The organism is Rhodococcus sp. NPDC076796 (assembly GCF_040702765.1).
Lineage (GTDB): Bacteria > Actinomycetota > Actinomycetes > Mycobacteriales > Mycobacteriaceae > Rhodococcoides.
The window spans coordinates 500089-512371 of record NZ_JBFBMS010000003.1; the positions used below are offsets into that span (position 1 = coordinate 500089).

At 65.7% G+C, this 12283-nt stretch carries 10 protein-coding genes; all 10 read right to left on the reverse strand.

What is annotated here, in order from left to right; all coding sequences use genetic code 11:
* Nucleotides 1–34 precede the first annotated feature (34 nt).
* On the reverse strand, nucleotides 35–901 hold the full coding sequence (gene mutM, locus AB0366_RS12570) for a bifunctional DNA-formamidopyrimidine glycosylase/DNA-(apurinic or apyrimidinic site) lyase (RefSeq protein WP_366244196.1): 867 nt from the start codon (nucleotides 899–901) through the stop codon (nucleotides 35–37).
* Nucleotides 901–1698 carry a ribonuclease III gene (gene rnc / locus AB0366_RS12575; protein ID WP_366244197.1) on the reverse strand — a complete coding sequence of 266 codons (798 nt, stop codon included), beginning with the start codon at nucleotides 1696–1698 and terminating at the stop codon, nucleotides 901–903. The genes mutM and rnc overlap by 1 nt, the downstream gene beginning before the upstream one ends.
* Nucleotides 1699–1709: 11 nt before the next feature.
* Nucleotides 1710–1892 carry a 50S ribosomal protein L32 gene (gene rpmF, locus AB0366_RS12580; RefSeq protein ID WP_032397784.1) on the reverse strand — a complete coding sequence of 61 codons (183 nt, stop codon included), beginning with the start codon at nucleotides 1890–1892 and terminating at the stop codon, nucleotides 1710–1712.
* The gene (locus AB0366_RS12585; RefSeq protein ID WP_032397783.1) at nucleotides 1893–2501 is read right to left on the reverse strand and encodes a DUF177 domain-containing protein; all 609 of its coding nucleotides are present in this window, start codon (nucleotides 2499–2501) and stop codon (nucleotides 1893–1895) included. It abuts the gene before it with no gap.
* A 91-nt stretch (nucleotides 2502–2592) separates the two neighbouring features.
* Nucleotides 2593–3384: a DivIVA domain-containing protein gene (locus AB0366_RS12590; protein WP_366244198.1), complete on the reverse strand. Its 792-nt coding sequence runs from the start codon at nucleotides 3382–3384 to the stop codon at nucleotides 2593–2595.
* Between the two features lie 119 nt (nucleotides 3385–3503).
* Nucleotides 3504–3992, reverse strand: a complete 489-nt coding sequence (coaD, locus tag AB0366_RS12595) for a pantetheine-phosphate adenylyltransferase (RefSeq protein ID WP_121870163.1) — start codon at nucleotides 3990–3992, stop codon at nucleotides 3504–3506.
* A 13-nt stretch (nucleotides 3993–4005) separates the two neighbouring features.
* Nucleotides 4006–4581 (reverse strand): 16S rRNA (guanine(966)-N(2))-methyltransferase RsmD, encoded by a 576-nt coding sequence (gene rsmD / locus AB0366_RS12600; RefSeq protein ID WP_366244199.1) that lies wholly within the window; start codon nucleotides 4579–4581, stop codon nucleotides 4006–4008.
* Nucleotides 4578–7994, reverse strand: a complete 3417-nt coding sequence (locus AB0366_RS12605) for a pyruvate carboxylase (RefSeq protein ID WP_366244200.1) — start codon at nucleotides 7992–7994, stop codon at nucleotides 4578–4580. Before AB0366_RS12605 ends, rsmD begins: the two co-directional genes overlap by 4 nt.
* A 105-nt stretch (nucleotides 7995–8099) precedes the next feature.
* Nucleotides 8100–10376: an ATP-dependent DNA helicase RecG gene (gene recG / locus AB0366_RS12610; RefSeq protein ID WP_366244201.1), complete on the reverse strand. Its 2277-nt coding sequence runs from the start codon at nucleotides 10374–10376 to the stop codon at nucleotides 8100–8102.
* Between the two features lie 12 nt (nucleotides 10377–10388).
* Nucleotides 10389–12068 (reverse strand): DAK2 domain-containing protein, encoded by a 1680-nt coding sequence (locus AB0366_RS12615; protein WP_366244202.1) that lies wholly within the window; start codon nucleotides 12066–12068, stop codon nucleotides 10389–10391.
* Nucleotides 12069–12283: the final 215 nt, after the last annotated feature.

Sequence of the window (12283 nt, forward strand, 5' to 3'; positions counted from 1 at the left end):
CAGGAGTGGAGCCTGCGGAATGACCTGTGCTCTGTCAGCCGCGCACGTGGCGGGGTCGCGGCTGGCAGGTGGGGCAGCTGAACGAGCTGCGATTCATGAACTTCTCGCGTCTGATCGGGGCTCCGCACCTGGAGCAGGGCAGGCCCTCCTGACCGTAGGCGTCGAGGGAACGGTCGAAGTAGCCGGATTGTCCGTTGACGTTCACGTACAGCGCGTCGAACGAGGTTCCGCCCTGCGCCAGGGCCTCGCCCATCACCGCGTGCACTGCGGTGAGAAGACGCCGCAGCGCCGGCCGCGTCAGGGTCTCCGCGATTCGATTACCGTGGATCTTCGCGCGCCACAGAGCCTCGTCGGCATAGATGTTGCCCACGCCCGAGAGCACGGTCTGATCGAGCAGTGCTCGCTTGATCTCGGTGTGCTTGCCGCGCAACACGTTCACCACCGATTCGGCGTCGAACAGTGGATCGATCGGGTCGCGGGCGATGTGGGCGACCGGTTCGGGTACCTCGGTACCGTCCACGGTGACGATCGGGGCGAGCGCCCAGCCGCCGAAGGTGCGCTGATCGACGAAGCGCAGATCGGTGCCGTCGTCGAGTCGAGCCCGGATGCGCAGGTGCTTCTCGTCCGGAGCAGACGGCGGCTGCACCAGCATCTGTCCGCTCATACCCAGGTGCACGACGGTCGCGAAATCGCCGGGTTCCATCACCAGCCACAGGTACTTCCCGCGCCGCCGAGCCGAGGAGACGCGCTGACCGCGCAGCTGGCCGATCAGATCGAGACCACCGAGATCGTGACGCCGCACGGCGCGGGGGTGCAGCACCTCGACCGACTGCATCGTCCTGCCGACGACATGAGATTCCAGACCGAGCCTGACGACCTCGACCTCGGGCAGTTCCGGCATCAGGATTCGTCGGTTGCAGACTCGGCCGAAATCGCAGTGTCGTTGTTCGACAGCGTGTTCCACGCCAGACTGGCGGCCTTCTGTTCGGCTTCCTTCTTCGACCGACCGATACCGACGCCGCGCGGGAATCCGCCGACCAACACGGTGGCAGTGAATTCCTTGTCGTGATCGGGTCCGGTGGACGAGATCTCGTACGCGGGAACGCCGAGTGCACGTTCGGCGGTCAATTCCTGCAGGCTCGTCTTCCAGTCCAGCCCTGCACCGAGCTTGGGAGCTCGATCGAGGAGGCCTGCGAACAGCGTCAGAACAACGGTGCGCGCGACGTCGATGCCGTGCTGCAGGTGGATCGCACCCAGCATCGACTCCATGCCGTCGGCAAGGATGCTCGGCTTGTCGCGTCCACCGGTCTGTTCCTCGCCCTTGCCCAGCAGCAGGTGACGACCCAGTCCGCCGTCGCCGAGTCCACGCGCGACCTCGGCCAGGGCATGCATGTTGACCACGCTCGCCCTGATCTTGGCCAGCTGGCCCTCGGACTTGGTGGGGTGCACCGCGTAGAGGTGCTCGGTCACCGCAAGGCCGAGGACGGAATCGCCCAGGAACTCGAGGCGCTCGTTGGTCGGCAGACCACCGTGCTCGTACGCGAACGACCGGTGCGTCAGAGCCAACGTCAACAACGGTTCCGACAGGGAGACACCGATAGCGGCGAGGAGCGACTCTCGGTCGTCCCCGCCGCTGACGGCAGTGGAGCTATTCTTCTGTGAACCGCTGTTGTGCCGATCCACTACTTCGTTTGTCACGTAAGCGGAAATCAGACCGCTGCGACGACCTGGCGGCCCTTGTAGGTGCCGCACGAGGGGCACGCGATGTGGGGCAGAGTCTTCTCGCCGCAACCGCGGTTGGGGCACGTCACGAGGGTGGGCGCAGTGGTTTTCCACTGTGCACGACGCGACCTCGTGTTGGAACGCGACATTTTGCGCTTCGGGACAGCCACTTACTTCTCCTCGGCTTCGTTGTTCACAAGTTCTGTGCTCGGTTCTGGATCCACGCCAAATTTGGCTGCAAGACCAGCCCAGCGAGGATCAATTGTATCGTGACTGTGGCCGGATTCAGCAATCGCCAGGCGAACGCCGCATTCTGGGCACAATCCCTCGCACTCGTCGCTGCAAACGGGGTGGAGTGGAAGCTCCAGACCGACCGCGTCGACAATGACGGGTTCGAGATCAATCAGGTCGTCGACGATGCGGTGAATCTCGTCCGCATCGGTGGTCTCCTCGGTGATGCTGTTCGGGTAAGCGAACAACTCGGTCAAGTAGACGTCGACGTTGCCACCGACCGGGTCGAGGCAGCGTGTGCACTCCCCGGCCGTGGCTGCTCGTACGGAGCCGGTGACGAGAACGCCCTCCGAGACCGCCTGCAACTGCAGATCGAGCGAGACCGGAACACCGGCTTCGATGGCAATGGCATCGAGGCCGATTCGGGAAGGAGCCGGAACCGTCCGCTCGATGGCCTTCGTCGACCCGGGTCGACGACCGAGGTTGAGAATGTCCAGAACGAATCCGTCGTCCAATTCCGGACGGGTCGTTCTCTTGGGCGGGGGCACGGCTGTTCTTCCTTACTGTCGGTATGCCTACTGTCGGTAAGCAACCCCACAACGATACGCATACGCGCATACGAGGGCAAATCGCTGCCGTTCAGTGGCGGCTGCGACGTCCCTGCTCCGGGCTCCCGTACGGGGATTCACCGTACGGCTCGCTACCGTATTCCGGCACGCCCGAACCGGTTCGCAGCTGCTGACGCCCGCGGCCGACCGAACGAATGGTGCCGCTGAGGAACTCCTCGAACTCTGCGAGCTTGGTGTCGACGTAGACGTCGCATTCGCTGCGCATCCGATCGGATTCGGCGTGAGCGCTGTCGATCACCCGAGCCGACTCGGCGTGGGCCGCCTGAACGACCTCGGTTTCCGACACGAGACGGTTCTGTTCGGCAGTACCGTCTGCGACCGACCGTTCGTACGACGCCGTTCCGGACTCGATCATCCGATCGGCCTCGGTGCGGGCGCGAACGGTCAGAGACTCGTACTCGCGCTGGCCTTCGAGCACCGTTCGCTCGGCCTCCGCCTCGGCATCGGCCACGAGCTGGTCGGCGTGCGCCGACGCCTCGGACACCATGCGATCCGCCTGAGCTTTCGCATCGGCGAGAATGCGATCGGCCGAATCCCGTGCGTTCTCGACCGTGTCCTGGGCCTCGGCATTGGCCGTGCCGACCGTCTTCTCCGCAGTGGCCCTGGCATCGCCGACGAGCTTGTCGCGATGATCCAGTACGTCCTGGGCGTCGTCCAGCTCGCCGGGGATGGCGTCGCGGACGTCGTCGAGCAGTTCCAGGACATCGCCGCGAGGGACGACGCACCCGGCAGTCATCGGAACGCCGCGCGCCTCCTCGACAATGGCGACGAGCTCGTCGAGCGCCTCGAATACGCGGTACACCGGTTACCCCAATCGTCGAATCTGCCACTGCGTGGTCTTCACTCGCAGTGCTGCGCTGTTCAGTCTGCCCGCCGACGCGTGTGTCTGCGCTATACCGGCTCGGTGTGTCGCTCCTCGAACTACTCTGCTGCCCGCTCGGCGATACGGGCAAGCAGGCGGTCCTGAACGAAGGGCGGCAGCATGCCGGTGACGTCTCCCCCGAAGGTCGCGACCTCCTTGATCAACGAACTCGACAGAAAGCTGTGCGCAGGATTCGCCGGGAGAAACAGCGTGTCCACACCGGTCAACGTTCTGTTCATCTGCGCCATCTGCAACTCGTAGTCGAAGTCGTTGGCACTGCGCAGACCTTTGACGATCGCCGAAAAGCCTTCTTGCCGAGCGTAATCGACCAACAGTCCGTACCACGAGCCGATCCTGACGTTGGGCAGATGCTCCGTTGCGACCTCGAGCATCTCGATCCGCTCGTCGATGCTGAACATGCCCTTCTTGCTCTTGTTCACCATCACCGTCACCACCACCTCGTCGAAGGCGGCGGCGGCACGCTCGAAGATGTCGAGGTGACCGTTGGTCACCGGGTCGAAGGATCCAGGGCAGAGTGCGCCAGTCATGTCCGCGAACCTATCAGCCGATCCCGGGCTCGCTCGTTACTCGTGACGCGATCTCGATCCGACTCTCGCCGTACTTCTTGGACTTCTCCGGAACCAGGCCGGTCGGCCATCGGGTCTCCGGCGAACGCGACGACCGCTCGAGGACGACGACCGCATCGGGGGTGAGCCATCCTCCGGTGACGAGTCTGTCCAACAGACCGGCGACGGCCGTATCGGTGACGGCATACGGCGGGTCGGCCAACACCAGGTCGTACGCCGCATCCGCAGCCCCCGCCAGCACCGAAGCCACCGGGGCGCACCGGACCGAGGCACCGGGCAACCCCACCGACTCGATGTTCTTTCGCACCACCGCCGCCGCTCGGGCGTCGGACTCGACCAGTACCGCCGACGACGCGCCGCGCGAGAGTGCCTCGAGCCCCAGTGCTCCCGATCCCGCGAACAGATCCAGCACCGCGGCACCACCCAGTTCCATCCGACTCTCCAGCGAGCTGAACAGCGCTTCGCGAACTCGCTCGGAGGTGGGTCGGGTGCCCTGGCCGGGGACCGACAGTCGCCGACCACCCGCGACACCCGCCACGATCCGCGTCATTCGCTGCCGGCCTCTTCGCCCGTCGACCCCCCACCGATGACGACGAGCAGATCGCCGCCTTCCACCTGCTGCACACCCGAGATCGCCAGCCGGGTCACCGATCCGCCGCGAGGAGCGGTGATGGCAGCCTCCATCTTCATCGCCTCGATCGTGGCGATGGTGTCTCCGGCCGAGATCTTCTGTCCCTCTTCGACGGACAGTGTGACGACTCCGGCGAACGGTGCCGGGATGTGCCCGGAATTGGATCGGTCCGCCTTCTCCACCGTGGGGGCCTCGCTCGAGATGGATCGGTCGCGCACCGACACCGGCCGCAACTGTCCGTTGAGAATGCACATCACGGTGCGCATCCCACGCTCGTCGGGGTCGGAGATGGCCTCGAGCCCGATCAGCAGTTCGACGCCCTTCTCCAGTGCCACCCGATGCTCCTCGCCCTGCCGCAGGCCGTAGAAGAACTGATTGGCCGACAGCCGCGTGGTATCGCCGTACTTCTCGCGGTGAGCAGCGAGTTCGGCTGTGGGACCGGGGAACAGCAGACGGTTGAGAGTTTCGCGGCGCTGAGCGGAGGTGCCGTCGAGGTTCTTCTCGTCCTCGTCGGTGAGCGGTGTCACCGGCTTGCCCTCGCCGCGACCCTCCAGCGCTTTCGTGCGCAACGGTTCCGGCCATCCACCCGCAGGCGTACCGAGATCGCCGCGCAGGAATCCGATCACCGAATCGGGGATGTCGTAGCGACCTGGATTCTCGGCGAATTCCTCGGCGGACGCGCCTGCACCGACCAGAGCCAGAGCCAGGTCGCCGACGACCTTCGAGCTCGGCGTCACCTTGGTCAAACGGCCCAACATGCGGTCGGCTGCAGCGTAATTGGCCTCGACGGTCTCGAACCGATCACCGAGCCCGAGCGAAATGGCCTGCTGCCGTAAGTTCGAGAGCTGTCCACCGGGGATCTCGTGGGTGTAGACGCGACCCGTCGGTGCCGGCAGCCCGGACTCGAACGGCGCGTACACCTTTCGCACGGCTTCCCAATAGGGCTCGAGGTCGCAGACGGCCTGCAGATTCAGACCCGTGTCGCGCTCGGTGTGTGCGGCAGCCGCAACGATCGCGGACAACGCAGGCTGGCTGGTGGTGCCTGCCATCGCCGCGCTGGCACCGTCGACGGCGTCCGCCCCGGCCTCCCAGGCCGCGAGGTACGTCGCGAGCTGTCCACCGGGTGTGTCGTGCGTGTGTACGTGCACGGGCAGATCGAAGTTCGAGCGCAGTGCCGTCACCAGCGTCTTGGCTGCAGGTGCGCGAAGCAGTCCGGCCATGTCCTTGATGGCGAGCACGTGCGCGCCTGCGTCGACTATCTGCTCGGCAAGCTTCAGGTAGTAGTCGAGCGTGTAGAGGTTCTCGTTCGGGTTCGACAGATCCCCCGTGTAGCTCAGTGCCACCTCGGCGAGCGCCGTGCCGGTCTCGCGGACGGCATCGATGGCCGGACGCATCTGATCGACGTTGTTGAGCGCGTCGAAGATACGGAAGATGTCGATGCCGGTGTCGGTGGCCTCGGCAACGAAGCTGCGGGTCACCTTCTCCGGATACGGGGTGTAGCCGACGGTGTTCCTGCCGCGCAGCAACATCTGAATTGCGATGTTCGGCACGGCCTCTCGAAGGCTCGCCAGTCGCTCCCACGGATCCTCGTGCAGGAATCGCAGCGCCACGTCGTAGGTGGCTCCGCCCCACGCCTCGATGGAGAGCAACTGGGGCGTCGTGCGCGCCACGTACGGGGCGACACCGAGCAGTCCACTCGTCCTCACTCGCGTCGCCAGCAACGACTGATGTGCGTCACGGAACGTGGTGTCGGTGACGCCGAGGGCCTTCTGGTTGCGCAGATCGCGGGCGAAGCCTTCGGGTCCGAGCGCGAGCAGACGCTGCCTCGAACCATCGGGAATCGGAGCCGAGAAGTCCACCGACGGGAGCTTGTCGTGCGGGTACACCGGGGACGGACGCTCGCCGTGCGGCTTGTTGACCGTCACGTCGGCCAGATAGGCGAGAATCTTCGTGCCGCGGTCGCCCGAGGAACGCGAGGTGAGCAGTTCGGGGCGCTCCTCGATGAACGAGGTGGTGACGCGGCCCGCGGTGAAGTCGGGATCGACCAGAACCGCTTGCAGGAACGGAATATTCGTGGCGACACCACGAATCCTGAACTCCGCCAACGCTCGTCGGGCACGAGCCACGGCGGTGTCGAAGTCGCGGCCGCGGCAGGTGAGCTTGACGAGCATGGAGTCGAAGTAGGCACCGACCTCGGCGCCGAGTGTGGTTCCGCCGTCGAGGCGTACGCCGGCACCGCCCGGCGTGCGGTAGGCGGTGATGCGTCCGACATCGGGCCGGAATCCGTTCGCCGGATCCTCGGTGGTGATGCGGCACTGCAGAGCCGCACCGCGCAGCACGATGTTCTCCTGCTGCAGACCCAGATCCGCGAGCGTCTCTCCCGAGGCGATCCGCAGCTGGGACTGCACCAGATCCACATCGGTCACCTCTTCGGTGACGGTGTGCTCCACCTGGATTCGCGGATTCATCTCGATGAAGACGTGATTGCCACGGGTGTCGAGCAGGAACTCGACGGTACCGGCACACGAGTAGTCGATCTCCTTCGCGAACGCGACGGCGTCGGCGCAGATCTTCTCACGCAGTCCTTCGGGCAGATTCGGAGCCGGAGCGAGCTCGATGACCTTCTGATGCCGACGCTGCACGCTGCAGTCGCGCTCGAACAAGTGCACCACGTTGCCCTGGCCGTCGGCGAGGATCTGAACCTCGATGTGCCGGGGATCGATCACGGCCTGCTCGAGGAACACCGTCGGATCACCGAAGGCCGATTCCGCCTCGCGCGCAGCAGCTTCGATGGATTCGCGCAGCTGCTCGGGCTCGGCCACTCGGCGCATACCGCGGCCGCCACCGCCTGCGACCGCCTTGACGAACAACGGAAACGTCATCGACTCGGACGCCGCGACCAACTCGTCCACGTCGGACGACGGTTCCGACGACGCCAGCACCGGAAGTCCTGCAGCCTTGGCCGCCGCGATGGCCCGCGCCTTGTTGCCGGTCAGCTCGAGCACGTCGGCGGACGGGCCGACGAAGGTGATGCCTGCCTCGGCGCACGCTGCGGCCAGATCCGGGTTCTCGGAAAGGAATCCGTACCCGGGGTACACCGCGTCCGCACCGCTGCGCTTGGCAGCGGCGACGATCTCGTCGACCGAGAGATACGCGCGAACGGGATGCCCCTTCTCCCCGATCTGATACGCCTCGTCGGCCTTCGTCCGGTGCACCGAGTTCCGGTCCTCGAACGGGAACACCGCAACTGTCGAGGCCCCGAGTTCGTAGGAGGCACGGAAGGCGCGGATAGCAATTTCACCGCGGTTGGCAACCAAAACTTTGGAGAACATTGGCTCAACTTACCCGGCAGCGTCAGTCACCGAGGTGTACTGATCTCATCATGCGAGACGATGTGCTCGATTTGCTCCACTGAAACGGTGCAGTGAGTCCCTAGGTCAGGACTTCTGCAAATAGTCGACTCGATCCGATCGCCAAGCCGACCGCATCATCGACGCGATGCCGGGATCGTTCGCCAGCGACGGGTCCCGCGCGAACAGGGACCGTGCACAGTCCTGTGCGTCGGCGATGATGTCCTCGTCGTCGATGAACGAGAGCAGCCGCAACCCACTGACCGTGCCCGACTGTGCAGCACCGAGAACGTCGCCCTCACGACGAGTGGCCAGGTCCAGCTTGGCCAACTCGAAACCGTCGTTGGTCGCTGCCACCGCTTCGAGCCGGGCGAAGGATCCGCCCGCGGGGCTGAGATAGCTGATCATGATGCACAGGCCCTGGTGCCCGCCTCGGCCGATCCGGCCTCGCAACTGATGCAGTTGGCTCACGCCGAATCGGTCCGCATCCATGATGACCATGACCGTCGCGTTCGGAACATCCACTCCCACTTCGACCACGGTGGTACAGACCAGGACGTCGATCTCGCCGGAGTTGAACTCGGACATGGTGATGTCCTTGTCGTCTCCCGACAGTCGTCCGTGCAGCAGCCCCACCCGCAGATCGTGCATCGGTCCGGTGGAGAGGGTCTCGTACAGGTCCACCGCAGCCGTCGTCTCGGGGCCGTCCTCCGAGCTCGCGCTCTTCTTCTTCGCAGCGCTCTTCTTCCCGGTCTCCGCGTCCTCGTCGTCACCGATGCGGGAGCACACCACGTAGGCCTGGCGACCGGCCGCCACTTCCTCGTGAATTCGCTGCCACGCTCGTTCCACCCAGCCCGGCTTGCTCCTGGCGGGTACCACGTTGCTGACGATGGGCGACCGGCCGCGGGGCAGTTCGGTGAGCACCGACGTCTCGAGGTCACCGAGGGTCGACATCGCGATGGTCCGTGGGATGGGGGTCGCAGTCATCACCAGCAGGTGCGGACTGGTGTTGTCGCGAGCTTTCGCGCGCAACGCATCTCGTTGCTCGACGCCGAACCTGTGCTGTTCGTCGACGACGACCATCGCGAGATCGAGGAATTCGACTCGGTCCTCGATCAGGGCGTGGGTGCCGATCACGATGCCCGCGTCACCGGTGACGGCATCGAGCAGCGCGGACCGCTTGGCCGCCGTGGACATCGAGCCGGTCAACAAGGCGACCTTGGTGGCCAGCTCGTGCGATCCGAGTTCCCCGCCGGCCGCGAGGCTCCCGAGCATCGACCGAATAGAGCGCGCGTGTTGCGAGGCGACAACTTCCGTCGGTGCCAGCAGCGCACACTGATGACCGGCATCGATCACCTGCAGCATCGCCCGCAGCGCAACGATCGTCTTGCCCGAGCCGACCTCACCCTGCAACAGCCGCGACATCGGATGTGGTGCCGACAGATCGTGAGCGATCTCGGCTGCAACCTGGTGCTGGCCGGCCGTCAACTCGAACGGCAGACGCCGATCGAACTCCGCGGCGATACCGTCGGTGATCGGTGGGCATCGCGCTGCCACCCGGGTGGATGCGTCGCGTCGGCGGTCGGCGAGGACGAGCTGAACGGCGAGCGCCTCGTCGAACTTCAACCGCTCTCGCGCAGAGTCCTTGTCCTGTGCGGTATCCGGGAAATGGACCGACCGGAGCGCGGTGTCGATGTCGACGAGACCGCGCTGCGCACGTACCGACTCGGGCAGTGGATCGACCACGTCGTCGAGTTGGTCGAGCACCTGCCGAACGCAGCGCATGAAGGTCCAGCTCTCGACGTCCTTCGCGGCCGGGTAGATGGGCACGAATGCTCGATCGAACACCGACATGTCGACGGCTCCGGAGGAATCGACCGAGCCACGAGCGAGTCCGGCCAGGGTGCCGCCGCCGACGATTCGTCCTGCAGGCACGACGGCACCGTCGTTGTCGTCTCCGCCGAGAATCACGTAGCTGGGGTGCGTGAGATTCCACCGTTTGCCGAAGTACTTGACCTTGCCCGAGAACATTCCTCGGCGACCGGGCACCAGAACGTGCTTGAGCTTGTGTGGACTGAAGAAGGTGGCGTCGATTCGCTGTCCGTCGGCGGCGAGTGTCACTGCGAGGAACTGACCGTTGCGGTTCTTCATCGAACGCAGCGTCGCGGACTCGATCGTGGCGACGATGGTGATGTGCTCGCCCTCGGGCGGCTCCTTCTCCCCCAGCTCCGAACCGTGCGTCATGTAGCGGTGCGGATAGTGCCGAAGCAGTTCCTCGACGGTGTGAATACCGAAGACGTCTGCCAGCGGCGTCGCCGCCGCGGCTCCGAGGACGTGATCGAGCGGGTCCACCAGCGTTGCCATTGTCGAGATTCCCTATTCCACTCCGAATTGCACGAGATCCCCCGGCTGCCCACCTGTATAGACCACCACGTCGACTCCGGGATGTGCTCCCGACACGTATTCGGCCAGCCGATCACCGAAGCCATCCGATGCCTGGGCCCCGACGAGCACTGTCACCAACTCCCCTCCCGTGGCCAGGAGCTGATCGAGCAACCGACACCCCGCATCGAGCGGACGAGCGGCGACGATCACCACCTCCTGACCTGCGAGCCCGATGCAGTCGCCCGGCTCGCACGTGCCGACCCACGTCAGCGATCGCTCCTGTGCGATACGCAGAGAACCCCACCTCGTGCCCGCCGCGGCCTCGGACATCGTGAACGCGTCGTCGACTGCGGCCCGGGCGGCGTCGTGTACGGCGAGCGCGGCCAAACCCTGCACCATCGCCGAGCACGGCAACATCACGACGTCTTTTCCGTCCGCTCGGGCAGCTGCGCCGACGGCAACGAGTTCCTGCGCGGACAACGCGCCGTTCGGTAACACCAATACCTCGCGATGCTTCATCCCGACGATCGCTCGATGCAGCACCGAGGAGTCGATCGCCTCGTCGCACCGCACCACCGTCGCGCCTTCCTGAACGTAGAGATCCGCGGCACCGTCACCGGCCACCAGCGCCAAAATATCGCGACCCACCGACAACGCTGCTTCGTCGTGCGCTTCGGAGCTCACCGCTCCGGCGAACTCAGCGAGACCGAAACACGAGATACGCACTCCGCGAACATCTCCGGCCGCGATTCCTCGATCGACGGCACCACCGGGGTCGGTGGTGTGCACGTGCGCGGACCAGGCCCCGGAACCGTCACCGGCGACCACGACCGAATCTCCGATGTCGGCCAGAGCCCGGCGAAGTTCCGCCGCCCTCGCGTCGTCGGGGCCGTGCACGACGTAGACCACCTCGTACCCGAGGGGGCGGCTCGACCCGAATACCGACACCGCCTCGGGTGCACCGCCGCAGTCCGACGAGACGTTCGACGCATCGCCGACCGTGCGGCGTTCGTGCTCGTGTGGGCGACGGTATCGCCGGCGCGGCGGAGTGCGGCCGATCACCACCTCCACGAGCGCATCGACGATCACCGAGAGACCGAGAGCGCCTGCGTCCACGACCCCCGCCTCCCGGAGCTCGGCCAGTTGGTCCGTCGTGCTGTCGACCGCGCGAGCGGTGGCCTCGGCAATGTCGACCACCAGCGTGGAGAGGCTGACATTGGCATCGTGGGCTGAGGCTTCGCGATCGGCCGCGGCCAGAACAGTGAGCATCGTGCCCTCGACGGGAACGCTGACCGCTGCCGCGACCAGGACTTTCGCGCGTCGCAACATCGCCTGGATCGACACCGTGTCCAGCGGGCCGTCCGCTGCAGCCTCGGCAACAGCGCGCAACAGCTGAGAGACGATCACTCCCGAGTTGCCCCGCGCACCCGCCACTGCCCCCACGGCCAGTGCCCGGCCGACGGCGCGGGCGTCCGCAGTGGGCCCGGCCGCGCGCATCGACTCCACCGCGGCACGGAAGGTGAACATGAGATTGGTGCCGGTGTCCGAGTCTGGGATGGGGAACACGTTGAGTGCATTGATCTCGTCGCACCGCGCGGTCAGGGAATCGACGCAGCGGTAGGCCCACCGTCGCAGGGCCGCGGCATCGATCGATTCGAGTACGTCGACCACCTCGAGCAGCCTCCCCCCGCGTCACGTCCGCTACCTCGTCCGAACTCCCTCGCGGACAGTGCCCGAAGCTTAGTCGGGCATGATCGGTGGTGCGCCGTCCGTGAGCCCTCACGCAGCGTCTGCCGTGGCGGTTTGGTGATTGCGTGCGACGCCGCTATTCTTGCAGGGTTGCCTCGAGGCGATCTTCACGCATTGCAATGCTTGCATCTGCTCGT

Excerpts from the sequence above, each read along its gene's own strand:
- mutM (WP_366244196.1), bottom strand. The coding sequence starts at position 901 with ATGCCGGAACTGCCCGAGGTCGAGGTCGTCAGGCTCGGTCTGGAATCT.
- coaD (WP_121870163.1), bottom strand. The coding sequence starts at position 3,992 with ATGACTGGCGCACTCTGCCCTGGATCCTTCGACCCGGTGACCAACGGT.
- rsmD (WP_366244199.1), bottom strand. The coding sequence starts at position 4,581 with ATGACGCGGATCGTGGCGGGTGTCGCGGGTGGTCGGCGACTGTCGGTC.
- AB0366_RS12605 (WP_366244200.1), bottom strand. The coding sequence starts at position 7,994 with ATGTTCTCCAAAGTTTTGGTTGCCAACCGCGGTGAAATTGCTATCCGC.
- recG (WP_366244201.1), bottom strand. The coding sequence starts at position 10,376 with ATGGCAACGCTGGTGGACCCGCTCGATCACGTCCTCGGAGCCGCGGCG.